The 26,134-nt window shown below is 71.5% G+C and carries 17 protein-coding genes and 2 pseudogenes; 6 read left to right on the top strand and 13 right to left on the bottom strand.

What is annotated here, in order from left to right:
- Nucleotide 1: 1 nt before the first annotated feature.
- From ADL15_RS01310 to ADL15_RS01290, 5 genes are read right to left on the bottom strand one after another with little or no spacing between them, the layout of a single operon-like run.
- Nucleotides 2–2,323, bottom strand: a complete 2,322-nt coding sequence (locus ADL15_RS01310) for a GcvT family protein (RefSeq protein ID WP_067684274.1) — start codon at nt 2,321–2,323, stop codon at nt 2–4.
- 3 nt (nt 2,324–2,326) lie between these two features.
- A complete protein-coding gene (locus ADL15_RS01305) occupies nt 2,327–3,277 on the bottom strand; it encodes an ABC transporter substrate-binding protein (RefSeq protein WP_067684270.1) in 951 nt (316 codons plus the stop codon).
- Nucleotides 3,274–5,196, bottom strand: a complete 1,923-nt coding sequence (locus ADL15_RS01300) for an ABC transporter permease (protein WP_067684267.1) — start codon at nt 5,194–5,196, stop codon at nt 3,274–3,276. The genes ADL15_RS01305 and ADL15_RS01300 overlap by 4 nt, the downstream gene beginning before the upstream one ends.
- Nucleotides 5,193–6,227 (bottom strand): quaternary amine ABC transporter ATP-binding protein, encoded by a 1,035-nt coding sequence (locus ADL15_RS01295; protein ID WP_067684466.1) that lies wholly within the window; start codon nt 6,225–6,227, stop codon nt 5,193–5,195. The genes ADL15_RS01300 and ADL15_RS01295 overlap by 4 nt, the downstream gene beginning before the upstream one ends.
- Nucleotides 6,228–6,232: 5 nt before the next feature.
- Nucleotides 6,233–7,753 carry a GMC family oxidoreductase gene (locus tag ADL15_RS01290; RefSeq protein WP_232343841.1) on the bottom strand — a complete coding sequence of 507 codons (1,521 nt, stop codon included), beginning with the start codon at nt 7,751–7,753 and terminating at the stop codon, nt 6,233–6,235.
- Between the two features lie 92 nt (nt 7,754–7,845).
- Between ADL15_RS01290 and ADL15_RS01285 the strand changes: the two genes are divergently transcribed.
- From ADL15_RS01285 to ADL15_RS01270, 4 genes and pseudogenes are all read left to right on the top strand, one after another.
- On the top strand, nt 7,846–8,607 hold the full coding sequence (locus ADL15_RS01285; RefSeq protein WP_067684264.1) for a glycerophosphodiester phosphodiesterase: 762 nt from the start codon (nt 7,846–7,848) through the stop codon (nt 8,605–8,607).
- A 403-nt stretch (nt 8,608–9,010) separates the two neighbouring features.
- Nucleotides 9,011–9,550, top strand: a pseudogene (locus ADL15_RS54895) (hypothetical protein); the annotation flags it as partial.
- 1,169 nt (nt 9,551–10,719) lie between these two features.
- A pseudogene (locus tag ADL15_RS01275) lies at nt 10,720–11,544 on the top strand (siderophore-interacting protein); the annotation flags it as partial.
- 333 nt (nt 11,545–11,877) lie between these two features.
- On the top strand, nt 11,878–13,074 hold the full coding sequence (locus tag ADL15_RS01270) for a CynX/NimT family MFS transporter (protein ID WP_067684258.1): 1,197 nt from the start codon (nt 11,878–11,880) through the stop codon (nt 13,072–13,074).
- Nucleotides 13,075–13,201: 127 nt separating this feature from the next.
- Here the strand turns inward: ADL15_RS01270 and ADL15_RS01265 are convergent, their stop codons facing one another.
- A complete protein-coding gene (locus ADL15_RS01265) occupies nt 13,202–14,143 on the bottom strand; it encodes an endonuclease domain-containing protein (RefSeq protein WP_067684255.1) in 942 nt (313 codons plus the stop codon).
- A gap of 124 nt (nt 14,144–14,267) precedes the next feature.
- Here ADL15_RS01265 and ADL15_RS01260 point away from each other — a divergent pair, with 124 nt between their 5' ends.
- A complete protein-coding gene (locus tag ADL15_RS01260; RefSeq protein WP_067684253.1) occupies nt 14,268–15,110 on the top strand; it encodes a class I SAM-dependent methyltransferase in 843 nt (280 codons plus the stop codon).
- Here the strand turns inward: ADL15_RS01260 and ADL15_RS01255 are convergent.
- From ADL15_RS01255 to ADL15_RS01245, 3 genes are all read right to left on the bottom strand, one after another.
- Entirely contained in the window at nt 15,097–15,939 is an 843-nt protein-coding gene (locus ADL15_RS01255) for an LLM class flavin-dependent oxidoreductase (RefSeq protein ID WP_067684251.1), read from the bottom strand. The genes ADL15_RS01260 and ADL15_RS01255 overlap by 14 nt on opposite strands.
- 164 nt (nt 15,940–16,103) lie before the next feature.
- Nucleotides 16,104–16,520 carry an ester cyclase gene (locus tag ADL15_RS01250; RefSeq protein ID WP_067684249.1) on the bottom strand — a complete coding sequence of 139 codons (417 nt, stop codon included), beginning with the start codon at nt 16,518–16,520 and terminating at the stop codon, nt 16,104–16,106.
- A gap of 21 nt (nt 16,521–16,541) precedes the next feature.
- Nucleotides 16,542–18,026 (bottom strand): glycosyltransferase family 39 protein, encoded by a 1,485-nt coding sequence (locus ADL15_RS01245; RefSeq protein WP_232343840.1) that lies wholly within the window; start codon nt 18,024–18,026, stop codon nt 16,542–16,544.
- Between the two features lie 155 nt (nt 18,027–18,181).
- Here ADL15_RS01245 and ADL15_RS01240 point away from each other — a divergent pair, with 155 nt between their 5' ends.
- Nucleotides 18,182–22,363 carry an NACHT and WD repeat domain-containing protein gene (locus ADL15_RS01240; RefSeq protein WP_067684246.1) on the top strand — a complete coding sequence of 1,394 codons (4,182 nt, stop codon included), beginning with the start codon at nt 18,182–18,184 and terminating at the stop codon, nt 22,361–22,363.
- Nucleotides 22,364–22,428: 65 nt separating this feature from the next.
- Here the strand turns inward: ADL15_RS01240 and ADL15_RS01235 are convergent, their stop codons facing one another.
- From ADL15_RS01235 to ADL15_RS01225, 4 genes are all read right to left on the bottom strand, one after another.
- A complete protein-coding gene (locus tag ADL15_RS01235) occupies nt 22,429–23,073 on the bottom strand; it encodes a 4'-phosphopantetheinyl transferase family protein (protein ID WP_067684243.1) in 645 nt (214 codons plus the stop codon).
- A gap of 135 nt (nt 23,074–23,208) precedes the next feature.
- On the bottom strand, nt 23,209–24,189 hold the full coding sequence (locus tag ADL15_RS01230) for a LacI family DNA-binding transcriptional regulator (protein WP_067684239.1): 981 nt from the start codon (nt 24,187–24,189) through the stop codon (nt 23,209–23,211).
- 529 nt (nt 24,190–24,718) lie between these two features.
- A complete protein-coding gene (locus ADL15_RS54890) occupies nt 24,719–25,015 on the bottom strand; it encodes an MOSC domain-containing protein (protein WP_232343839.1) in 297 nt (98 codons plus the stop codon).
- Nucleotides 24,982–25,521, bottom strand: a complete 540-nt coding sequence (locus tag ADL15_RS01225; RefSeq protein ID WP_232343838.1) for an MOSC N-terminal beta barrel domain-containing protein — start codon at nt 25,519–25,521, stop codon at nt 24,982–24,984. Before ADL15_RS01225 ends, ADL15_RS54890 begins: the two co-directional genes overlap by 34 nt.
- Nucleotides 25,522–26,134: the final 613 nt, after the last annotated feature.

Here is a 26,134-nt window from a genome sequence, read left to right as displayed (position 1 = left end):
CTCAGCTCCTCAGCCGGTCGTGCTTCGGATCGAACAGCGGCTCGGCGGCCACCGTGGCCGCCAGCCGCCGATCGAAGTATCCGATCTCCAGGTGGGTGCCGGGCACGGCCAGGGCGGACGGCAGCCAGGCGTACGCGATCGGCGCACCGATCGTGTGCCCGAACGCCGCGCTCGTCACGTGCCCGACCGGGACGCCGTCGGCGTAGACCGGCTCGCGGCCCAGCGGCACCGCCCCGGCGTCCGCCAGCACCAGGCAGGTCAGCCGCCGGTCCGGTTCCGCCCCGGCGGCCAGGCCCGCCTGGTACGGGTCGTCCTCGGTCGTCATGTCCACGCCCCAGGACCGGTACCCCTTCTCCAGGCGCAGGCTGGTGAACGCGGCCCGGCCGGCGGCGATCACCCCGTGCTCACGGCCGGCCGTCCAGAGCGTGTCCCAGAGTTTCAGCCCGTGATCGGCCCGTGCGTAGATCTCCCAGCCCAGCTCGCCGACGTAGGAGAGCCGCAGCATGGTGACCGGGACCGTGCCGATGTGTCCCTGCCGGCACTGGAAGTAGCGGAACGCGTCCGGGGACAGGTCGATGTCGGTGAGCGGGGCGACCAGGTCCCGGGCCCGCGGACCCCACAGGCCGAGGCCGCACGTGCCGCCGGTGATGTCGCGTACCGTGACCGGTTTTCCCAAAGCTTCCCGGAGCAGATGATCCAGGTCGAGCGGGCCGTTCGCGCCGACCTGGAACCGGTCCTCGGCGAGCCGGGCCACGGTGATGTCGCTGCGGATCCCGCCGGCCGCGTCGAGCAGCAGCGTGTAGACCACACTGCCGACCTTACGATCCACGTTTCCGCTGGTCAGGTCCTGCAGGAAGGAGACCGGGCCGGTGACCTCGAGCCGGGTCAGCGGGGTCATGTCGTAGAGCGCGACCCGCTCCCGGGTGATCCGGGCCTCGGTCTCGGCGATCGGCGACCAGTGCCGCGACGACCACTCGTCGCGGGGGCGGGGCTCGGGTGGTGGCGGGTTGACGGCGTACCAGAGTGGTCGTTCCCAGCCGGTCGCGGCCGACTCGCCGAAGACCGCGCCGAGCTCGGTCTGCCGGGCGTGGAACGGGCTGACCCGCACGTCGCGCACCGACGGCGGGTCGAGCGGGTGCACGATGTCGTAGACCTCGGCGAAGCTGCGGATCGACCGTTCCCGCACGTAGGCCGGCGTCAGCTGGGCCGGGTCGAACCGGTTGAGGTCGCATTCGTGCAGGTCGAGCGAGGACCGGCCGGTGACCATCCACTCGGCGAGGGCCCGGGCCGCCCCGGCCGAGTGGGTCACCCAGATCGCCTCGGCGGTCCAGAACCCGGGCAGGTCGCGGGACTCGCCGAGCAGCGGGAACCCGTCGGCGGTGAACGAGAAGACGCCGTTGAAGCCGTCGGCGATCCGGGCACCGGCCAGCCCGGGCAGCAGCCGGGTCGCCGCCGTCCACGACTCGTCGAAGGTGTCGGGGGTGAACGGCATCATCGAGGGGTGGTCGCCGCCGGGCAGGTCCGCGAGGTCCACCGGCATCGGCTCGTGCAGGTAGGAGCCGATGCCCAGCGCGTCGCCGTGCGCCCGGAAATAGAGGTCACGGTCCTGGTGGCGCAGGATCGGCACGTCGTCGGTCGCGCCGGCCGCGGTGGTGCGGACGTATTGGTGGGCCATCGGGAGCAGTGGGATCGGCACGCCCGCCAGCGTGCCGACCCTGGGCCCCCAGAAGCCCGCACAGCTAACCACTATGTCCGATTTAAACGACATTTCCTGGGTACGAACACCGCTCACTCTCCCGCCTTCTCGGAGAATGTCGACAACTTCAGCATGTCCGATGAATCGGGCACCTCGCGACGTCGCGCGCGCGGCCTGCGCCTCGCAGGCCGCCACCGCGAGGGCCAGCCCATCACTCGGCACGTGCAGGCCGCCGAGGATCAGGGCGTCGTCCACCAGCGGAAACATCTCCTTGACCGCGGCCCTGTCGACGATCTCCGACCGAATGCCCCAGGACTGGCCGAACCCGAACCGCCGGTGCAGCTCGGCCAGTCGTTCCGGGGTGGTCGCCACCTCCAGGCTCCCCACCGGACGGAAACAGTCCAGCGCGAGGAACTTCTCCACGGTGTACCGGGCCATCCGCGCCATGGTCCGCGACGGATTGGTCTGGAAGACCAGACCCGGTGCGTGCGAGCTGGACCCGCCGGTGACGAAGAGCGGCCCGCGCTCCAGCACTGTCACGTCGGTCCAGCCGCGGGCGGTCAGCTCGTCCGCGAGGGCGCAGCCGACGATGCCCGCCCCGATGATGACGACCTTCGGTCCGGGCATCGGTCAGCTACCGGCCGGGATCCACGGCTTCCAGGTGGACTCGTGCTCCTTCACCCATTTCTCGGCGGCCTTGTCGGCGTCCATACCCTGGTTGGTGAGGTAGTCCGAGACCAGGTTCTGGTCGTCGTTGGTCCAGGTGAAGTTCTTGATCAGCTGGTAGGCGGCGCCACCGGAGTCGGCGAACTTCTTGCTGACCACCTTGTCGAGCTTGTAGTCGGGGTAGTCGCAGGCGACCTTCTTCGGGTCGGCGTCACAGCCCGCCGTGTAGGCCGGCAGCTTCACCCGGGCGTACTTCTCCTTGGCGAACAGCCACTGCGGCTCGTAGAAGTAGAAGAGCAGCGGCTTCTTCTGCGCGGTGGCCTGCTGGGCCGCCTTGATCAGCGCCGCCTCGCTGCCGGAGTAGACCACCTTGTAGTTCAGCTTCAGGTTGCTGACCAGCGCCTCGTCGTTGGTGACGTAGGACGGGTCGCCGTCCAGCAGCTGACCCTTGCCACCCGACTCGGAGGTCTTGAACAGGTCCGCGTACTTGTTGAGGTTGGCGCCGTCGGTGATGTCCGGGTGCTCGTCGGCCAGCCACTGCGGGACGTACCAGCCGATCGTCCCGGTGTTGCCGGTCGGCCCGGCGTCCACCGCGGTCTTCTTCTCCTCGATGTAGGTCTTCTTCAGGTCGTCGTGGCCCCAGTTCTCCAGGACCGCGTCCACCTCGCCGGTCTCGAAGCCCTGCCAGGAGATCTCCTCCTTCAGGTTCTTCTTCTCCACGGTGTACCCGAGCTCGTGCTCCAGCAGGTATCCGACGACCGCGGCGTTCGCCTCGTAGCCGACCCACGGGTTGATCGCCAGTTTGACCGTGCCCTTGCTACCGGCGCTGGGCGCGCTCCCCCCGGCGTCGGAGGTGGCACCGCCACAGCCGGCCAGCAGGACGGAGGCCAGGACGGCTGGCAGGAGTTTTCTCATCTGGACGGACCCTTCGTACGGTTGAACCCTTGAGTGAGGCGATCCAGCAGCACGCCGAGCAGCACGATGGCGAACCCGGCGGCCAGTCCACGGCCGAAGTCCTCGCGCTGCGAGAACCCGGCGACCACGTCGTAACCGAGTGCGCCCGCCCCGACCAGGCCACCGACCACGACCATCGCGAGGACCATCACGATCCCCTGGTTCGCGGCCAGCAGCAGTCCGCCGCGGGCCATCGGGAGCTGCACCTTCCAGAGCAGCTGGCCCGGCGTCGACCCGGCGGAGAGCGCGGCCTCGACCACGGTCGGCGGCACGTCCCGGATCCCGCGCTCGACCAGCCGGACCACCGGCGGGACCGCGAAGATCACGGCGGCCACGATCGCGGTGAACCGGCTGGCGCCGAAGAGCGCCACGGCCGGCAGCAGGTAGACGAACGACGGCATGGTCTGCGCCGCGTCCAGCACCGGCCGCGCCACCGCGGCCAGCCGGTCGTTCCGGGCGCAGAGCACCCCGGCGGCGATACCGATCAGCATCGTCAGCGCGGTCGCGACGAGCACCGTGGCCAGGGTCTGCATCGCGTGCTGGTAGAGGCCCAGACCGGACAGCCCGGCCGCCGCCAGCGCGGCGACCGTTGCCGCCCGCCAGCCCGCGAGCAGCAGGCCGAAGACCAGCACGGCCAGGACGAAGAGCCACCACGGCGTGGTCACCAGCAGGTTCTCCAGCGGGTTCAGCAGCACCGCGCTGACCGTGTTCTTCAGCCACTCGGTGCCGTCGTACCAGTGCAGTTCCAGCCAGCCGGTCAGGTCGTTGACCGGTTTCGCGAAGGAGACCGTGGGCAGGTCACCGGGGATCGGCAGGGCGGCGATCAGCGCCGCGGCGGCGAGCACCGGCACGGCGAGCCGCCAGTCCCGGTGCTGCCTGCGGGCCGCGGCCGTGGTGACCCGGTCCAGCACGATCGCCATCAGCACGATCGCCAGACCGGCGTCGAACGCGGCGCCGACGTTCACCCGTTCCAGCGCGCGCAGGATGTTCACGCCCAGGCCGGGCGCGTCGATCAGCGCGGTCACCACGACCATCGAGAGCGCCATCATGATCGTCTGGTTGACCGCGAGCACCAGGGTGGGCCGGGCCATCGGCAGCCGGACCTTGGTGAGCAGCTGCCGGGCGGTCGAGCCCTGCGCGGTGGCCGCCTCCACCGCGCTCGGGGCGACCCCGGCGATGCCCAGCTCGGTGATCCGGATGGTCACCGGCACCGCGTAGATCAGGGTGGCCACCACCGCGGCCGGCGAGCCGATCAGGAAGAGCAGTGTCATCGGCGCCAGATAGGCGAAGGTCGGCAGGATCTGCATCACGTCGAGCACCGGCCGCAGCGCCGTGCCGAACCAGCCGACCCGCGCCGCCAGCACGCCGATCGGCACCCCGATCAGCACCGCGAGCAGCACCGCGGTCAGGGTCAGGGCGAGCGTGTCGACGCTCTCCGGCCAGAGGCCGAGGAACCCGAAACCGAGGAACCCGGCGACCGCCAGCAGCGCCGGTCGCCAGCCGCCGAGCACGAAGGCGACCGCGCCGGCCACCGCGACCAGCCCGGGCAGTCCGAGACCGGTCAGCCCCGCCTGGATCCCCTCGACCAGCACCCGCACACCGAGACGCAGGTAGTTGATGCCGTACAGGAACAGCGGGTGGGTGTCGCGGTTGTCGTCCACCCAGTCCCGCACGTCGCCGAACAGCCGGAACGCCGCCGCGTCGGGTGCGTCCGCGGCCGCCGTCGTGCGAAAGATCAGATACGCGACCACGGTCGCGACGACCGACAACCCCATCACGGTACGACGGGTGAACGGCTCCTTGCGCCTGCTCCACGCGCCCCGCGGGTTCCGCCCGTTCCGCTCCCGCGGCGGCGCCGGCTTCGCGAGGACGGCGGTCATGCCGGGACCTGGCGCCGGTGCCCCAGCAGCGCGGGCAGCAGCCGTTCCGCGTCGACGACACCTACCCGCTGATCACCATCGGTCACCAGGATCGGGCGGGCGGCCCGCAGCACCCGCGGCACGGCGTCCCGGATCACGGTGTCCTGCGGCAGCGGGGTGTCCTCGTACTCCTCGCCGTCGACGGCCGGGCGCATGATCCAGCGCAGGGTCAGCACGTCGGCACGCGGGACGTCCCGGACGAAGTCCTCGACGTACCCGTCGGCCGGGGCGCCGACCAGCTCCTCCGGCGTGCCCACCTGCACCAGCTCGCCGTCGCGCAGCACCGCGATCCGGTCGCCGAGGGTCAGCGCCTCGGCCAGGTCGTGGGTGATGAAGACCATGGTCTTGCCCACCTCGGCGTGCAGCCGGCGCACCTCGGCCTGCATGTCCCGGCGGATCAGCGGGTCCAGGGCGCTGAACGGCTCGTCGAAGAGCAGCACCTCGGGGTCGGTGGCCAGCGCCCGGGCCAGACCGACCCGCTGCTGCATGCCGCCGGAGAGCTCCTCGGGCAGCTGCTGCTCGTGGCCGGTCAGCCCGACCAGCTCCAGCACCTCGGCAGCCTTGCGGTACCGGTCCGCGCGGGACCCGCCCTGGATCTCCAGGCCGTAGGCGGCGTTGTCCAGCACCGAGCGGTGCGGCAGCAGCCCGAAGTGCTGGAACACCATGGCCACCCGGTGCCGGCGCAGGTCGCGCAGCCGCTTCGCGCTCATCGCGCGGACCGCCTCGCCGTCGATCTCGATCTCGCCGCTGGTCGGCTCGATCAGCCGGGTCAGGCAGCGGACCAGGGTCGACTTGCCGCTGCCGGAGAGCCCCATGACCACGAAGACCTCGTTGCGGGCCACCTCGAAGCTGACGTCCCGGACCGCGGCCAGGCAGCCGGTACGGGCGCGCAGCTCGGCCCGGGGCAGGTCGGCCAGCGGGGAGCCGACCACCCGGTCCGGGCGCGGGCCGAACACCTTCCACAGGTTCCGCACCGCGATCGTCGGGGTCACCCCGGTCACCTCCGCCGGATCAGGTCGGCGGCCCGCTCGCCGATCATCAGCACCGCGACCATCGGGTTCACCGTCGGCATGGTGGGGAAGATCGAGGCGTCCGCGACACGTACGTTGTCGAAGCCCTGCAGCCGCAGGTCCGGCCCGACCACGGTGGCCGGGTCACCCGGCGCGCCCATCCGGCAGGTGCCGGCCGGGTGGTAGACGGTGTGGTGCGCGGCCCGCCCGTACGCGGAAAGCTCCTCGTCGGTGCGCAGCAGCGGACCGGGAGCGATCTCGCGGGCGATCCACGACGCGAACGGCTCGGTCGCCGCCACCTCGCGGGCCAGCCGCAGCCCGTCGACGATGGTCCGCTCGTCGTAGCCGTCCGGGTCGGTGAAGTACCGGAAGTCCAGCAGCGGCTTCGTCGCCGGATCGGCGTCGGCCAGGGTCAGCCGGCCCACGCTGTGCGGGCGCGGCACGTTCGGTGTCATCCCGAAGCCGTGCTCCGGCACGTCGTAGCCGAGTCGCGCGGTGTTGACCGTGAACGGGATCTGGTAGAGGTGGAACATCAGGTCGGGGCGGTCCGCCGCCGGGTCCCGCCGGACGAAGAGCCCGGCGTCGGCGTCCATCACCGACATCGGCGGGATCGGCCGGCTCGCCTCCCAGAGGATCAGCGACTCCGGGTGGTCCAGCAGGTTCTCGCCCACCCCGGGCAGGTCGAGGCGCACCGGGACGCCGAGCCGTTTCAGGTCGTCGGCCGGTCCGATCCCGGAGAGCAGCAGCAGGCGCGGGGTGTCCACCGCGCCGGCGCAGAGCACGTACTCGTGCCGGGCCGTGATCAGCCGGTCCCCGCCGGCCGTCCGCACCGTCACGCCGCGCTCCGGGTCCAGGTGGTACGCCCAGGTCTCGGTCATGATCGTGAGGTTCGGCCGGTCCAGGTGCGGGTGCAGGTAGGCGACCGACGCCGAGGAGCGGATCCCGGTCTCCGGGTGGTAGCCGACCGGCAGGAAACCGGCCCCGTCGGCGAACGGCGCGGCGTTGAAGTCGTCGGTCACCGGCACGCCGAGCGCGCTGTGGCAGGCGGCCACGAAGTCCGCGGCGAGCGGGTTGCGATCCTTTTCGGCCACCTGGGTGATATTGATGGCGAGCCGCTCCCAGTAGGGCAGCATCTCCTCGAAGGACCAGCCGGTCGCGCCGGCCGCCACCCAGTCGGCGAAATCCGCCGCGGGCGGCAAAAAACTGATCATGGTGTTGTGCGAGGAACAGCCGCCGAGCACCCGGGCACGCGAGTGCCGGATGTGCGAGTTACCGCGCGGCTGGGGCACCGTCGGATAGTCGTAGTCGAATGCGGTCTCCAGCAGGTTCAGCCAGTTCCGGAGCCGGAGCACCCGGTCATCGCCGACATCGGACGGTCCGCCCTCGATCAGACACACCCTGAGCTGCGGATCTGCCGACAGCCGGGACGCCACCACGGAACCTGCCGTGCCGCCGCCGACGATCACCACGTCGTACTCGATCGTTTCCAGTTCCCTGCCGCCCTCCACGCACGTGGGATAAGGATCATCAGAGCAATGTCGATGGTCAATGCCCGTCGGCTTCTTTTACGTCTTCGCAACAACCCCGGCATACTGCTCTTGTGGATCATGCTTACCTCGACGCGCCGAAACCGCTGGCGTTCGCCCATCGCGGCGGGGCGGCGGAGGGTGACGAGAACACCGCCGCGGCGTTCGCCCGCGCGGTCGGGCTCGGTTACCGGTACGTGGAGACCGACGTGCACGCCACCGCGGACGGCGTCCCGGTCGTCATCCACGACGACCGGCTGGACCGCGTCGCCGGGCGCCCGGGCCGGGTCGCCGACCTCACCTGGGCCGACCTGTCCACGGTGCGGGTCGGCGGTGCCGCCGCGGTGCCCCGCCTGGACGAGGTCCTGGACGCCTGGCCGCAGGTCAGGTTCAACGTCGACGTGAAGTCCGACGCGGTCGCCGAACCGGCGGTGGCCACGGTCCGGCGGGCCGGCGCCGAGGACCGGGTGCTGCTCGCCTCGTTCAGCGACGCCCGGCTGGCCCGGGTGCGCGCGCTCGCCGGCCCGCGGGTGGCGACGTCGGTCGGCAGGCGCGGCGTGGCCCGGCTGCGGCTGGCCTCGATCACCGGGATGCCGGTGCGCCTGCCGGAATCCGTGGCCGCCGTGCAGATCCCGGTCCGGCACGGCCGGTTCACGGTACTCACCCCGCGATTTCTCACATACGTCCATCGACTTCGCCGGGAAGTGCACGTGTGGACGGTCGACGATCCCGAAGAAATGCGCAGGCTGCTCGACATGGGCGTGGACGGCATCATGACCGACCGCGTCGAAGTGTTGCGGGACGTTTACTCTGCGCGTGGGCTGTGGTTGAGTTAGACCAGGTCAGAGATTTTTTTCGTGATCTTGTTGAACCCCCGGCATCATCCGTTCGGTGGATGCCCCCCGGTTCACCGCCCGACTCATATCTTTTCTTTAAGTTTTGGCCGCAAGAACCTTAAATAAAGTTCCGGAATTGCTTTCTGTGAGAGGTGCTCCTAACGTCTGGGCGTCGGCGCCACACGAATGGCGGACGCCACATATGGAGGGGCACGTCATGGGAAGCTCGGGCAACCGTCGTACCGGCCTAGCGGCCGCCGGGTCGGGTCGCACCCGGCTGCTCGCCGCCGGGGCCGTGGTCGTCGCCGTGGGTGGCGTCATCGGTTTCACCCAGCTGTCGCACGCCGACGAGACACCGTCCACCAAGGCTGCCAGCGAGAGCGGCGCCGGCAAGATCGTGAACGGGCAGAAGATCCTCACGGACACCTGCATCGACAGCAACCTGACCGCGCACGACGGTTTCCAGAAGGGCGACCGCTGCGTCTCCACCGAGTTCGGTGAGGTGGCCTCGGCCGCCAACGACGCGTCGCTGCTGATCACCGAGGCGCCGGCCCGGGTCGCGCCGAACACGCCGTTCACCCTCAAGGTGAGCACCCGGAACCTGATCCGCGACCGGTTCCTGGCCGCCGGCCAGGGCGGGTACTACGTGGAGTCCAGCGTTCTGCAGAACGGGATCGTCCGCGGCCACTTCCACACCGCGTGCCGGCTGCTGGCCAGCACGAAGGAAGCGCCGGACCCCGCGCCGGTGCCGGCGTTCTTCGTCGCCACCGAGGACAAGAAGGGTGACCGCGCGCCGGACACCGTGACCATCCAGGTGCCGGGGCTGCCCGCCGAGGGCACCGCGCAGTGCGCGTCCTGGGCCGGTGACGGGTCGCACCGCACGCCGATGATGGAGCGGGCCAACCAGACCCCGGCCATCGACGCCGTACGGATCACCGTCTCCGCCGCGGGTGGCGGCAACAACGGCGGCAACCAGAACAACGGTGGCAACAACCAGGGTGGCAACAACCAGGGTGGCAACACCGGTGGTGGCAACCAGAACAACGGTGGCAACAACCAGGGCGGTAACACCGGCGGCAACAACACCGGTGGCAACAACCAGGGTGGTAACAACCAGAACAACGGCGGCAACACCGGCAACAACACGAACACCGGTTCCGGGAACGCCACCGCCACCCCGAAGGCCACGGTGAAGACCACGGTCTCGCCGAACGCCACGAAGACCACCACCGCGGGCTCGACCGGTGGCTCGACCACCGACGACGAGACCACCACCGGCACCACGAAGACCACGATCTCCCCGAACCCCAAGCCGACCACCAAGCCGGCGCAGACCACCACCAAGTCGACGACCTCGGACAACGACTCCGATTCCGCGGAGGAGACGGAGTCCACCACCGAGGAGACGACCACCAAGGCGCCGACGAAGAAGCCGAAGCCGCAGGTCACCGAGAGCGAAGAGGCGGCCGGGTCGGCCGACTACGGCGTGGACGGTGGCGAGCCCGACCAGGCCGAGCCGACCAGCACCTCCGACGCGGTACTCGCCGAGCCGGCGGCCGGTAACGACGCCAAGGGCGGCCCGCTGACCCTGCTCGGCGACCACCCGGCGTGGTTCGGTGGCGGTGCGGTGCTGGTGCTGCTGGCCGTGATCGCGTTCGCCTTCGCTCGGTCGCGCCCTCGGCGGTACTGATCCGTCGTACCGAAAAATGATCGGTCGTCACCGGCAACTGCCGTGACCGACCAGAAATGATCAGCTGTGACGCGGGGCCTGCCGGATGTTTCCGGCGGGCCCCGCGCCGCTTCCAGACCTTGCGGCGACCAGGACCTCGCGCTGTTCCGAATCTTGCGGCGCTTCAGGTTGGTAAATGTCGCTTTCTCACCTTTTGGGGGTGACGGGGTCCACCGCCCGGCTGTTTCTTTCCGGCCGAATCGGGTAGTCGGCACCCGGGAACAATGCGCTGACCAGCATGGACAGCGTCCGAAGTGCCCGCCGCCGGCAAACCCTGGCGGCGTGTCGGGAATCCGAAAATTGCGCGCGGGGCACGGACGATCGCCGGGAATAAGGGTAGCCTTACTTGCCGAAGATCCTTCCGCCCGCAGTGAGGTACAGACATGGCGAACAGACCGGCGCGACCTGCCCACGAAGGTGTGGTGACCCGGGTCGAGCAGCTCACGCCGCACATGGTGCGGGTGGTCATCGGCGGTGAGGCGATCGCCCGGATCGACGCGGGCCGCTACACCGACCACTACATCAAGGTGATCTTCCCACCGGCCGGCGTGGTCTACCCGGAGCCGTTCGACATGAACGCGATCCGGGAGACCCTGCCGCGCGAGTCGTGGCCGGTGGTGCGGACCTACACGGTCAGCAAGTGGCTGCCGGAGACCGCCGAGATGTGGGTCGACTTCGTGGTGCACGGCGACGCCGGCATCGCCGGGCCGTGGGCCGCGCGGGCGAAACCGGGCGACGTGTTCCGGTTCATGGGCCCGGGCGGCGGCTACTCCCCCAGCCCCGAGGCCGACTGGCACCTGCTGGCCGGTGACGAGAGCGCCCTCCCGGCGATCAACGCCGCGCTGGCCGGGATGCCGGCGGGCGCGACGGTCCGGACGTTCATCGAGGTGGACGGGCCCGACGAGGAGCAGAAGCTGGACACCTCCAGCGCCGTCACCTGGCTGCACCGCGGGGCGCGGCCGGTCGGCGAGGCGCTGGTCGAGGCGGTTCGCGGGCTGGAGTTCCCGGCCGGGCGGGTGCACGCGTTCGTGCACGGCGAGGCCGGCTTCGTCCGTGAGCTGCGCGGGCACCTGCGGCTCGACCGCGGGCTGACGATGGATCAGCTGTCCATCTCCGGGTATTGGCGCCGCGGCCTGAACGAGGACGGCTGGCAGTCGAGCAAGCGCGATTGGAACGAGCAGGTGGAGCGGGAGCAGGAATCCGCTTCTGCTTCTGCCTCCGCTTCCGTTCCTGCCGCTGCTCCCGTCCCTGCCGCCGCTCCCGCTTCTGCCTCTGGTCCTGGTCCTGCCTCTGGTCCTGCCTCTGCCTCTGCCTCTGCCTCTGCCTCTGCCTCTGCCTCTGCCTCTGCCTCTGCCTCTGCCTCTGCTTGATCAACTTGCTTTGCCTTACTTGATCGACTTGCTGTCGCTTCTGTTGATCGACTTGTAATGACCGTTGGCCGGGCCGGGCATATACCTGGTCCGGCTTTCGCGCAGGCCGGGGCGTGGTGAGGCTGCGCACGCTGATTCGCGGCGGCACCGCCCCGGGGCGAAGATGGTGCCGTGGCAGTGCTCGAGGAACAACGCATCCGGCCGCGCAGCGGGCAGGTCTTCACGCTCGTCGCGCTGGTGCTCGCGGCGGTCAACCTGCGGCTCGCGGTGACAAGTGTCGGCCCCGTGCTCACCGAGATCCGGGACGGGCTCGGCATGGGCGGGGCGGTGGCCGGGCTGCTCACGTCCGTACCGGTGCTCTGTTTCGCCTCTATCGGCCTGCTCGCGCCGCGGATCGCGCGGCGGCTCGGCGCCCCGCCGGTGATCGCCGGCGGTCTGCTGTTGCTCACCGCCGGGCTGGCGGTCCGGCCCTACGCGCCGAACTCGGTGCTGTTCCTGCTGCTCAGCGCGGTGGCGCTGGCCGGAATCGCGCTGGTCAACGTGCTGCTGCCGTCGATCGTCAAGGACCGCTTCCCGACCCAGGTCGGCACGGTCACCGGGCTCTACACGGTCGCGCTGAACATCGGCGCCACCACGGCGGCCGCCGCGACCGTCCCGCTGACCAAGAGCTTCGGCGACTGGCGGCTCGGGCTGGCGTGCTGGGCGCTCTGCGCGGTGATCGCGCTGCCGCCGTGGCTGCTGATGGCCCGTTCTTCCCGCAACGGCACACCGGCCACCACCCGGAACGACGGCGCACCGCCGATCCGGGTGATCCGGCAGCCGGTCGCGTGGGCGCTCGCCGTGTACTTCGGCATGCAGTCCACCTCGGCCTACGTGATCATCGGCTGGCTCCCGCAGATCTACCGGGACGCCGGGCTCTCCGCGGAACTCGCCGGGCTGCTCTTCGCGACCACCTCGCTGCTCGGGGTGCCGCTCGGGATGGGGCTTTCCGCGCTGGCCGGCCGGGTGCGCTCGCAGAGTGGCATTGCGGTCGGGCTGGGGCTTTTCGGTATTGCAGGTTATGCCGGCCTCTGGGCGGATCCGGCGGCGGCGCCGTGGCTCTGGGCCGTCCTGCTGGGCATCGTGAACACGGCGTTTCCACTGGTCCTGACCATGATCGCGCTGCGCGGGCGCACGCCGGGGACGGTGGTGCGACTGTCCGCGTTCGCCCAGGGCGTGGGGTATCTGATCGCCATCCCGGGACCGATTCTGATCGGGGCGTTGCACGACGCCACGGACGGGTGGCGCGCACCGCTGGGCGTGATGGTCTGCCTGATGGTCCCCCAGATCATCGCCGGCTTCTTCGCCGGCCGAGACCGCCAGATCTGACGTCCCGCCCCAGCCTTGCGTGTGAAGTTACGGCGCCCTCCGCACCCAAACTCCCCACAACGCCTACCCCACGCTTACGTGGGGAATTGCGGCGCGCTCCGCACCCAAACTCCACACACTCCGGGGGTCAGCGGCGCCAGCCGGCGGCTTCTAGCGCCTGTCGGAGCTGGACGGCTACCGCTTCCGGCTGGGAACGGATCATCGCGGCCGGGAAACGCAGGATCCGGTCGCCGTCGATCCACACCTGGTTCTGCCGGATCATGTCGCTCTCCCAGTGCCCCGCGTCGATGTGATGTGATCCGTCGATTTCGACGTGCAGGCGCCACCGTTTCCAGTAGGCGTCCAGGAATCTGATCCGCCCGGACCGATCCCTGCGACGTTCCTGACGGTCGGGTGCCGGAAAGCCGAACCTCCGGCACAGCTCCATGAAGTCGATTTCCGACAGCGCCTCCGCACCGCCCGCGACATCGTTGAGGGTCGCCTTGATCAGAGCGAACCTCGGCAACCGCCGACGCGTAGCCAGCACCGTGAAGATCTCGGCCGGGGTGACTCGGCGCTGCTGGCAGGACGCGGCGATCACGGTGCGGGCGGCGTCCCACGTCGGCGCCCAGACCGCCGCATCCACCACGGACCGGGCGACGATCATCCGCGGCGGGCTGCCGGCCTGCCGGTGCTCGTCCGGCAGCAGCCGGGTCCGGGTGATCCGGACCGGTGGCATGTCGGACGGGAGCCCCGGCAGGCGCAGTGTCCGATTCCGCTCAGCCGGCACCAGGACCCGGATGCCGGGGTCCCGGAGTCCGCGGACGCCGGCCTCGGCAAGCGCGGTCACCCCGGCGAGGGCCGCGCCTCGTCCGGCGAGCAGGAGAGCCGCCCACAGCTGCTGCCGCCGGAGAAGCTCACCGTTCGTCGTCGTGACGATGCCACGGCACACCTGGCGCCATCGACCGGCGTTCACGTGACCTCGGGCGATGCCACGCCCCAGAAGGCGGACGGCTTGCGCCACGGTGAGAACGCCGGCCTGCTCGAGGCAGGTCCGGGCGAACTCGTCATCGTCGGATCCGGGAAGCATCGCGCCACGGTCGCAGATTCCGAGCCGCCTCCACCGAAGCCCTGTGGACAACCCGACAAGCCGGTCGCCACCCTGTGGACAAACCCGGGAGGCGTAACGCCGGGGATGGTCCTAGCCTCGAAGGATGGGGGACATCTCCTGGCAGGTGGGTGATGCCTACGAGGCCTACGTGGGCCGGTGGAGTCGCCGGGTCGCGGAGGTGTTCGTGGGCTGGATCGGCGTGCCGGCCGGGCGGCGATGGCTCGACGTGGGTTGCGGGACCGGGGCACTTTCCGGGCAGATCCCCGCGCCGGCCCTGCTCGTCGGCGCGGACTCGTCACCAGGCTTCCTCACCGCGCTGCCCCGCTCGCCATCCGAACCGTCACGACACGCGCCATCTGAACAGAAGCCGTACACAGCACACCCGCAGGTGCTGCCGTGCGCTGCGGATGCCGCGGCATTGCCCCTGGCCAGCGGCTCTTTCGACGCCATCGTCAGCGGCCTGGCGCTCAACTTCGTGCCCCATCCCGAGGCGGCCGTCGCCGAGTTCTGCCGGGTGGCGACGCCCGGCGCGGTGATCGCCGCCTACGTCTGGGACTACGCCGGCGGCATGGCGATGATGCAGCACTTCTGGGCAGCGGCCGCCGACCTCGATCCGGAGCTGGGCAACCGGGACGAGGCGATCCGATATGCGTTCTGCCGCGACGACGTGCTGGCCGCCTGGTGGTCCGGGGCGGGGCTGCGGGACGTGACCACCCGGCGGATCGAGATCCCGACGGTGTTCCGCGACTTCGACGACTTCTGGACGCCGTTCCTGGGTGGCCAGGGAACCGCGCCGAGCTACCTGAGCACCCGGAACGACACGCAGCGCGACGCGTTGCGGGAGTCGCTCCGGGAACGGTTGCCCTCCGGGGCGGACGGGTCGATCCCGCTCACCGCCGCTGCCTGGGCGGTCCGAGGCGAAAGATCCGGCCTCACCCGGCGCTGACCGGCTCGGTCGCGCGCAAACGCTGCAGCACCGGGGCGAACTCCTCCAGGAACATGCCGTTCACGGCGAAATACGAAAAACCGCCCTCCGCCCGTCGCCGGCGCAGCTCCTCGGCGGCCTGATCCACGTCACCGATCAGGAAGGCCGCGGCGCCGGACGCCGCCATCTCCCGCGGATCGCCGCCGACCTGCCGGGACAGCCACTCCGGCAGGGCGAGAACGCTCGGGGCAAAAGCGGTCACGGCGGCCAGCAGCTCGACCTGGTCCGCGCGGTTCGACAGCGCTCGGAACGACGCGGCGGCGCGGAACAACTCGGACGGCGTGGTGGCCGGCGGCAGCCCGAACGTCACCACGTCGGCCTGCTCCGCGGCGAGCCGCATCATGCCCGGCTTGGACGCCGCGACCAGCACTTTCGGCGGGTCCGGCAGGGCGCGGGCGGCCGCGATGGTGTCTGCGGTCCGGTGCAGCCGCTCCCCCGGGGTGCCCCACATCCCGCCGAGCGCAGCGGTGTCCGCGTGCCCGTTCGGCCGGCCGCCGCCGACACCGAGCTCGAACCGGCCGTCGCTGATCGTCTGCAGACTGGCCGTCTCCCAGGCGACGTGCGCGGGCGTGCGGTTGGGCGCGTTCAGCACGTAGGTGCCGAGCCGCAGTGAGCTGGTCACCGCGGCGGCCGCCGCCAGCGCCGCGAACGGCGACAACGTGGTGAGGGTGTCCGGGATGAGCAGGGTGTCGTACCCGAGCTCGTCGGCGCGCCGGGCGGTCGCCGCCCACTCCGCGCCGGTGCGGGCCTGCCCGGCGATGACTCCGAAACGAAACGCACGCTCAGTCATCTGCCCACTGTCGCGGACGCGACGCGGGACCGCGTCCGCTCCGGGACGGACCTTCCGGTACGCCCATGGGCGTACCGGAAAGCAGCGGCCTGCTCCCCACGGCTCACCCGCAGCCGAAAAGCCACCCGCACCCCGCCGCAGACGGACCGCCCGGACCGGCCGGTTCAGTTCAGACGGGGCTCGCCGTGCAGCTGGGCGTTCAGGCCCGCACGGTCGATCTGCATCCAGTACTCGGTGATCCGGCCGTCCTCGACGTGGTAGACCACCGCGTTGATCTGCCGGACCACCCGCCCGGTCTCGATGTGCCGCCCGGTCTGCGCCAGCCGGACATACGCCCGCGGGCCGTCCACCAGCAGATCCTCGACCTGGAGGTGGAAATCGCCCCAGGTGTCGACCATCTCCTGAACGTGCTCGGCATAGTCCGCGGGACTCCGCATGATCGTCACCGGGTCCTCGGACTGCACCTGATGGGCCCGCACCTGCGGCGCCATCAGCGAAACGGCCCGGCTCGGATCACGCCCGGATCGCACGTAGGCCAGGAATTCGGTGACCACCCGCCGGGTGACGTCCGCATTGATCATGACCGCACTGTCGCACAACGGTCACGAATAGTGTTGGAGCCCCGGCCAGAGCGTGTGCCAGGGCACAGTCAAACGGCAGACATAGATGTGCGCCTCCTCGGTCTCCTCGTTCTCGACACCTGCCACGTTCCGCAGCGCGCCGCGCTCGGTGCACGTGCCGGCCCAGCGCGGCGGCGACTGCAGCACCGCGATCACCACGTCGTGATCGTCCGGCGGCGGGCCGAACCGGTGCATCTCGTTCTGTCCGCTGTAGACCTGGGGCAGGCCGAGCGGGCGGCCGAACCGATCGAGCGCACCGGCCTCGCCGTAGTTGCCGGTGAACAGCACCGTGCGGGCCTGATCCGCGGCCGGCAGCGCGCGGTAGACCGCGGCGACCTGCGCCATGTACTCCGGCCAGCCGATCTGATCGGCGATCGTCTGGTTCACCTCGGCCGGGAACGAGCCGGCCAACCGGCTCTCCGGAATCACCGGCAGCGACGTGATCATCCCGATCGCACTGAAGATCACCAGCCCGGTGACCAGCTGATACTTCCGGGAGGGCCGGCCGGCGAGCCAGCGCACCGTGGGCACGGCGCCGATCGCGAAGAGCACCGTGAGCAGGGCCAGCGGATAGTAGGGCTGCCCGCCGATCACCAACAACAAGATCAACATCAACGGGTACGCCACGGCGAACGCCCGGATCGGCCGCCACCGCGGGTCGCGCAGCAGCGTGACGATCCCGGCGATCCACACCGGAGGCAGGCCGATCAGCACGAACTGGAACGGCACGAGCAGCACCCGGGACTCGGCGCCCTTCTCCTCGGCCAGCGCCCGGGCCATCTCGGCCTGCGGAAAGTCGTTCGCCACCTGATAGATCAGGTTGGGCAGGCCGACGAGCACCGCGATCGCGACGCCGCCCCACAGCCACCGGGAGCGCAGCACCCCGCGCGGGCCGACCAGCAGCAGACCACTGGCCAGGCACAGCAGAAGCAGCACGACCAGGTGTTTGTTGTAGAGACCGAGCCCAGCGACCAGACCGGCCCACAGCCAGGACCGTGGCCGGTCGTGCAGGAGCGCACGCAGCACGAAGAGGCTCACCCCGAGCCAGACCAGCAGGTCAGGTGCGGCGGTGGAGCCGACGTGCGCGGCGGTGAGCGGGAACGTGCCGAAGACCACCGACGCCGCGACCGACTGGGCGCCGGCGCCACCGCCGACCTCGCGGGCGATCGCCGCGGCGAGCAGGGCGGCGAGGCCGAGCATCAGAGCGCCGGGGAGCCGGATCGCCCAGAGGTGATCGCCGAGGAACTCGATCGCCAGGCGGTCGAGCAGCGGGGTGAACGGCGGCTGGTCGACATAACCCCAGGCCGGGTGGGCACCGAGCAGACGGAAGTAGAGCTCGTCGCGGTGATAGTCGTACCGACCCGCGGTGATCAGCAACAGCAGGGTCGCGGCGGACGCGATCAGGCCGACCGGCCACCAGGCCATCGGCTGGCGGCCGACGTCCTCGCGAGGCGGTTTCTCGGTCACGGTCCCAAAGTACGCAGCCCCACCGACATTTTTTCGTACGAGCGCCGCCCGGAAGATCGCCGCCCGAAACTACGACCTGGGTCCGATGTGCCGGGTCGCCCATCGGTGCCACCATGGGGCTCCGAGCAACGCCGATGTCCACGAAGGACGGAGCCATGACCGAACCCGATCTCACCCCGGAGCCCGCCGAGCGGGCCCGCGCCGGTGTGCGCTCCTGGGTGCGGGACACCGGGCGGCGGGCGCGGGAGCGGGTGCAGGGCGCCAGTCCGTACGCAATCTTGGCCTTTCTCACCGCCTCCGCCGTCGCACCGGTCGCCGGCGCCGGGCTCGGTGTCTCCGCCGAGTTCGCCGTGGCGCTGGCCCAGCTCGGCGGCCTGGGCAGCAACTTCCTCGCGGACACGCTGGCCGGTACGGCGCAGCGGATGCGCGGCACCGGCCCGATCACCGAGACGCAGTGGCGGGATGCCGTCGCCGACGACCTGCTGCCCCTGCTGAACGCCGGCGACCAGCAGAGCCGGCAGCTGCAGGCCGAGGTCTCCGCGCTGCTGCACGGCGTCGACGCGGTCGCCACGGCCCTGACCGAGGCCGCCACCGCCGACGACGACCTGCGGCAGCAGCTGGAGCAGGCCTTCGACGAGTTGGGCAGCGACGTCGGCGCGCTGCAGTGGATGCTCACCGACGTCCGCCGCTCGATCGACGACCTGCGGCAGCAGTTCGCCGGGCAGAGTTTCCTGCTCAACCAGCAGCTCGAGCAGGTCCGGCGCCAGCTCGTCGCGGTGACCCTGGAGCCGCTGCCGGCTCCGGAGGCGTCCGCCGGTTCCGTCCCTCCTTATCCCGGTCTGGCCAGCTTCCAGCCCGCCGACGCGCCGTGGTTCCGCGGGCGCGAGGCGCAGGTCGCCGAGCTGCTGGCCCGGCTGAGCGAGCAGACGGTGGGCGGGCCGCCGCTCGTCGTCACCGGTGTCTCCGGTGCCGGCAAGTCGTCCCTGCTGCGTGCCGGTCTGCTGCCGGCGATCGGCGCCGGCCGGCTGGGCCCGGAGGCGACGCGGTGGCCCTGGCTGGTGCTGACGCCCGGCTCGACACCCCTGCACGACCTGGTCCAGAGCCTCACCGGCCTGATCCGGCACCCACCCACCGGTCAAACGCTGCCGTCGGCCGGCGAGATCCGGCGGGAGCCGCAGCTCCTGGGGCGCCTGGCCGGGGCGGCCGCGGACCAGGGGCGGCGGCCGGTGATCGTGGTGGACCAGTTCGAGGAGCTGTTCACCCAGTGCCCCGACCCGGCCGAGCGGCTCGCCTTCGCCGCGGCGCTGACCGGCGCGGCGCCGGCGCTCGTGGTGATCGCGGTGCGCTCCGACTTCTATCCGGCCTGCGTCGCGTTGCCGCCGCTGGCCGAGCTGCTGGCCGCCGGCCACGTGGTGCTCGGCCCGCTGGACGCCGAGGCGCTGCGCCGGGCCGTCGTCGAGCCGGCCGAGCAGGCCGGGCTGACCGTCGACCCCGGCCTGCCCGAGCTGATGCTGAGTGACCTCGGCGCCGACTCGCTCGGCGGCCGCCCGGCCACGGCCGGCGGGGGCTACGAGCCCGGAGCGCTGCCCCTGCTCGCACACGCGTTGCGGGCCACCTGGGAGCGCCGGCAGGGCGACCGGCTCACCGTCGAGGCCTATCGGGAGACCGGCGGCATCCGGCACGCGATCGCGGAGACGGCCGAGCGGATCTATCTGGACCTGACGCCGGAGGACCAGGAGGTGCTGCGCGTCGCGCTGCTCTCGCTGGTCACGGTGACCAGCAACAACACTGTCGTCCGCCGGCGCGGTGAGCGGAGCCCTGGCGGTTCCCGGGTGCTGGACCGGCTGGTCGCCGAGCGGTTGGTCACCGCGGGCACGGACACCGTCGAGATCAGCCACGAGGCGCTACTGACCGGCTGGCCGCGCCTGGCCGGGTGGGTGTCCGACGCGGAGGCCGACCTGGAGCTGCGGCAGCGGGTCATCGAGTCCGCCGAGGACTGGGAGCGATCCGGCCACGACCCGGACCTGCTGCTCCGCGGCGCCCGGCTGCTCGCCGCCCGGGAGCGGCTGACCGACGCGGGCGGGCTGCCGGCCGAGGCGCGGGCGTTCCTGGCCGCCGGCGCGGAGGCCGCGGAACGCACCGAGACGGCCCGGCGCCGGGCGAACGGGCGGCTGCGCCGGCTGGTCGCCGGGCTGGCGGTGGCGCTGCTGCTGGCGGTCGCCGGCGGTCTCGTGGCGGTGAACCAGCAGCAGGTCGCGGTGGAGAAGAAGCAGGAGGCGCAGGCCAGCCGGCAGAACGCGCTGTCCCGGCAGTATGCGGTGGAGGCCCTGAACGCGCTGGACCGGAACGAGATCACCGCGGTCCGGCGGGCGCTGGACGGCTGGCAGGAGTCGCCGACCGTGGAGGCGCGCGGCGCACTGCTCTCGGCGCAGATGGCCAACTCGATCGGCACGCTCGGCACCGAGCCGGGCGGCCACTCCGCGGCGGTCAGCCCGGACGGCGCGCGGATAGCGATCGGCTACCCCGACGGCACGATCCGGCTCTGGGATGCCGAGACCCTCGCATCCATCGGTGAGCCGCTGGTCACGCCGGGCGAGGACACCCAACAGCCGGTGGTCTCGGTGGCGTTCTCCGCGGACGGCCGGTTCCTGCTCTCCAGCGCCCTGGCCGCCGGCAGCCTGCAGATCTGGGACGCCGGCACCGGGCGGCCGCTCCGGAGCCTGCCGGGCGGCGCGGCCGCGACCTGGCTGCCCGGGACGTCCACGGTGGTGGCGTCCCGGACCGATCTCAAGGTCAGCGGCGCCCAGCTCGGCATGTGGGACGCGGCGACCGGCCGGCTCATCCGGTCGATCCCGGTCGGCGACTACTTCGCCTACGACATCACGGTCAGCCCGGACGGCGCGTACGTGGCGATCGGCAAGAGCATGACGGCTCCGGCCCGGGTCTGGCGGCTCAGCGACGGCACAGTCGTGACCGACATCCCGGAGACCGTTCACGTGGCGTTCGCGCCGGACGGCACCCTGGTCGGAGCGAACCGGTTCGGGCAGCTCGCCCAGTGGTCGGTGCCCGCCGGCAAGAAGCTGCGCACCATGATCCCGGACGCCGGCACCCCCGGGGCCGGCCGGATCGCGACCACCCCGGACGGCGCGGTCATCGCCAACAACGGCAACCGGAGTTCGGTGGTGTTCTCGCTGACCGGCGACACGAAGACGACCCAGGACACCGGCGTGGCGGCATACACCGCGGCCGCCGTCTCGCCGGACGGTCACCTCGCCGTGGTCACCGGCCTCGACGCACCGACCGCGGTTTTACGGCGCACGACCACCTGGCTCCGGCACGACGGGCTGGTGCTCAGCAGCTCGTTCTCCCCGGACGGCCGACGGCTGGCCACCGCGGTCGAGGACGGCCGGGTGCGCGTCTGGGACACGGCCTCGCGCCTGCTGGTCACCGAGATCCGGGCCGGTGGCGGGCTCGGCCGGGCGTCCTACGCGGCCGGCGGCACCCTTGTCGTCGCCACCGGCGCGCACACGCTCGAGGTGCGGGACGCGGAGACCGGCCGGATCCGGGAGACCGTCCCGCTCGCCGGGCTGCCCAACGACCTGGCCACCTCCGCGGACGGCGCACTGGTCGCGGTCGCCACCGGCACGAACGCGCGGGAGATCTTCGACCCCGCCGCCGATCGGGAGAACGCCGCCGAGATCGTGCTCTACGACGTGGTCCGGCGGGAGGTGCGCGGCCGGTTCCGCCCGGAGCCGAAGGACACGTTCTCGCCCTACGCCGTGGCGTTCAGCCCGGACGGTTCGACGCTGCTGGCGACCCTGACCTCCTCCGTACCGAATAGGTTCTCCTCGGTCCTGCGACGCTGGCACACGGCGGACTTCGCGGAGGCCGGCAGCCTCCCGCTCGGGGCCTACCAGGCCCTCGACCTCGCGGTGTCACCGGTCGACGGCACCCTCGCGGTGGCCGGGACCAGCGGCCACGTCGAGGTCCGCAGCCCGGACGGCACCCAGGTGCGCTGGCACACCCCGGATCAGATCCAGCAGGTCGACGCGGTCGCGTTCGCCCCGGACGGCCGGACGATCGCGTCGACCGAGTTCAACGGCCGGGTCCACCTCTGGGACACCGGCAGCCGGCAGCTGGCCGCCACCCTGACCGGGCACCAGGACCGCAGCGGCGCGCTGGCCTTCTCCCCGGACAGCCGGCTGCTGGTGAGCTCGGGGTTCGAGTGGACGTTCGGGGTGTGGCAACTGGACCCGGCCGTGGCCGTGCACGACCTGTGCCGGATCGAGAAGATCGCCAGCCGCAACGAGGGAAGCCAGGCCTCGCCGCTCTGCTAAGTGAGGGCACCCGCTGCAACGTGGTCGCGCCCGGGTCGACCGACACCCCCGCGCCTGAGCAGAGGCTAGCGAGCCGGGTGGGTGACGACGGCGGTCAGGATGAGACCTCGATCGACGAGGTAGCGGCCGGACATCCGGCTCAGCGGACCGTCGATCAGGATGTGGCCGGTGAACGTTCCGGCTTCCGGGTCGATGTCCAGCCGCGCGTCCTCGAAGCCCAGCCAGCGGCCGGTCACCGGGAACCACGCCTTGTAGATCGACTCCTTGGCACTGAACAGCAGCCGGTCCCAGCACACGTCCGGGTGCGTGACGGCGAGACGGGCCAGCAGGTCACGATCGGCGGGAGTGGTCACCGTGCCGAGCACGCGGGGCGGCAGCGGGGCATGCGGCTCGGCGTCGACGCCCACGCTCGCGATGTCGCCGGCGGGCGCCACGACCGCGGCGCGGAAGCCGGCGCAGTGGGTGATGCTGCCGACCACCCCGTCCGGCCAGATCGGCTCCCGCCGGGGGCCGCGGAGGATCGGGGCCGGGGCACGGCCGAGGGCCTGCAGCGCCTCCCGGGCGCAGCGGCGGGCGGTCAGGATCTCCCGGCGACGGCCCGGCGCAGCCGATGCGACCAGGGCTTCCTCGCCCGGATAGCAGGCCTCGTCCGGGTCGTCGGTGAACGCGACCGCGGAACGCACCGGGTACGGCAGCAACTGGTCCAGCACGCGCAGGAGTGTCCCACCTGCACCGGGCAGCGGAGCAGGTGGGACACCAAGTCCGGCAGCCAACCCGACTTTGGTTAGGCTAGCCTAACTTGGGAAGTGGCTCAACGTCTGCGCCTCGGAGAAACGTGCCTCGTTTCAGAGAACTGACGAATCCCGGATGATCAGCCGGGTCGGGTGCCGGTGCGGGCCCGGTGCCGGGTTTCCGGCGATCGCGTCCAGCAACAGCCCGGCCGCCGACCGACCCAGGCCCTCCAGGTCCATGTCCACGCTGGTCAGCGGCGGCCGGCTGGCCTCGGCGATGACGTCCCAGTTGTCAAAACCGGTCACCGCGACATCCCGCGGCACGTCCCGGCCGGCCTCTCGCAACGTCTCCGCCACACCCCGGGCGATCTGGTCGTTCCCGCAGATCACGCCGTCGAAATCGCCCCCACGGGCGAGCAGCAGCCCAGCCGCCCGCCGCCCCCACGCCTCGCTCCACTCGCCGAAGAGCGGCGCCGCCACCAGCCCGGTCAGGGCCTCGGCGCGCACCCGGGCGGAGTGATGGTGTTCCGGACCGGTCACGTGCACCAGCCGCGACCGGCCGGTACTGCGCAGATGCTCCGCGGCGATCCGGATCCCGGCCGCCTCGTCCGGGACGATCGAGCAGTCCGCCGGGTCGGCCGAGGCGAGGAACGCGTACACCACCGGAACGGGCAGGCCGGCCCCGATCGGCGCCCGCGTCCCGGCCCGCCGGCCGGTCACGATGATCCCGTCGACTCGGCGGCTGAGCAGCACCTGCAGGTGGTGCCGTTCCCGGATCGGATCGTCGCGCGCGTCGCAGAGCAGCACGGACACCTGCCCCGCGCCGAGAATGTCCTCGGCGCCGATCAGCAGCGGGATGCTGAACCGCCCGATGGTGTCCGTGGTGATCATCCCGACCGTGTAGGTCCGGTCCGCGTGCAGGCTGCGGGCCGCCTCGTTGGCCCGGAAGTCGAGTTGCCCGGCCGCCTGCCGGACCCGCGCCACGGTCTCCGCGCGCAGCGAGCCGCGCCCGTTCAACGCCTTCGACGCGGTGCCCACCGACACCCCGGCCAGCGCCGCGACGTCACGAATGGTGGCGGGACGCGGTCGGGACATGCCAGGAAACGTACCGCCTCGCCGATCCGCCCGCTCCGCCGTGCCACATCAAGATCAAATTCATGATGTCGTGCGTCCGCCGGGGTACAGACCGCCGCTCCCGCCGCGTGCGTCCGCCGGGGTACAGACCGCCGCTCCCGCCGGGACCCCTGCGGGCTTCGCAGGCCGCTGGCGCGTCCCGAACGCGAAACCCTCCGGGGCGACGCCCGCGGGTGGTCACGGAAAACCCCTGGCCGCAGCGTTTCCGGAGAGGTCCCGTTTTTCCACCGTCCAGAGTTCTCCACAACGCGCCCCCACCCCCAACCCCCTCCCCGCCACACTGTCAAAGGGGGAGCCCCCAGGGAGGGCGGGCTCTGTGTGGGGACTTTCGGCGCGCTCCGCACCCGAACTTCACACACACGCCCGGAAACCCTGCAGCGTGGGGACTTTCGGCGCGCACCGCACCACAACTTCACACACACGGCCGGAAACAGCACAGCGTGGGGACTTTCGGCGCGCTGCGCGCCGCAACTCCACACACAGCGGGGGGCTATGCCGGAGCTACTGGGGTGCCGAGTTTCAGGTGGCCGGGTTGGAGCACGTCGGCGTACACCCCGAAACACGCGGCCTTGCCGTCGCCGAACACCCTGACCCGGTAATGCCTGGCGAGGGTCCGCAGCACCGCCGGGTCGGCCGGCAACCCGGTCTGCCCCAGCCCCGGCACCACACAGCGCGGCGTGCGGAACAGCACCCGCAGCACCACGTCACCGATCCTCAGTTCGGCGCCCGGCTCCGGGTCGGCATCCGCCGTGATCACCAGGTTGGGCCGGAACCGGTCGGCCGCCACCGGGCGCCCGACCCGCTCGGCCAGTTCGGCCAGCGCCCCGTGGTGACCAGGTGCACCGCGCCGAAGTCGACGAACCGCCCGGTCCGCGCATACCCACCGGACTCCTCGAGCCGTTCCTGCCCGGGTCGCAGCTCGGCGAGCCAGTCCGGCACCATCCCGGAGTCGTCCGGCAACAACCGGTGGATCCGCGGCTGCGCCGGCACGGTACGGGTCAGCCGCACCGGCCGCCCGAGATGCTCGCCGAGCGCTTTGTCCGCTTCGGTGCTGCCGGCCCCGTACCGTGACCCGCCCACCTCGATCGTGGCCGGCTCCCCCGCCGCGGTCACCTCCAGGAGCCCACCCCACCGGCGCGGATGCTTGGCGCTCCCGATCGTCTGATCCGCGTCGTCGACACAGGCCCAGGTCCGGTCCCCGGCCAGCCCACCGCTCTCGACCGACACCTCGCCGAGGCTCTCGCCGCGCGCACTCTTCACCGGATACCGCCGGATCCCGGCAACTTCTCCCATAACGCCCGTGCCTACCAGACCCGGCCCCGCCCCGATGCCCCGTCCCTCCACATGAGCGGGTGAGGTTGCGACCCGAATCCCCCACACACCAGTGAAAACAGCCGAGCGTGTGAAGTTCGGGCGCGGAGCGCACCCCAAGCCCCGCCGGGGCGGCGGCGGGCCGCAATCCAGTAGCGCGGACGTCTACCGCCCACCCCTGGGCGGCAAACGCACGCAATCAGGCATCGCGGATCCGCGTCGCCCTTCAGAACCAGCCAGGCTCGCTCAGCTGACCCTCACGGCCGCTGTCACCCACCAGAACACGGCGCGGAGACGCCCAGCTGGACCTGACTGCCTTTATGAACGCCCGAATAGGGCCGTGAGAACCAGCCGAGGCCGCGACACGCGCCGCCACGAACGCCCGAATAGGGCCGTGAGAACCAGCCGGGGCCGCGACACGCGCCGCCACGAACACCCGAACAGGGCCGCGAGAACCAGCCGGGGCTGCGGCACGCGCCGCCGCACCCCCGGGGCTCGGGCCAAGGCGAGCGGGGACTCCCCGACGGCGAGCTGGACGAAATGGGTGGAGCACGAGGCAAGCCGGGCGCGACAGGCCGTGGGCCGGGTGTGGGCG

Source organism: Actinoplanes awajinensis subsp. mycoplanecinus (assembly GCF_001509495.1).
GTDB classification, from domain to species: Bacteria; Actinomycetota; Actinomycetes; order Mycobacteriales; family Micromonosporaceae; genus Actinoplanes; species Actinoplanes palleronii.
This window is presented reverse-complemented; position numbering and strand designations above follow the sequence as displayed.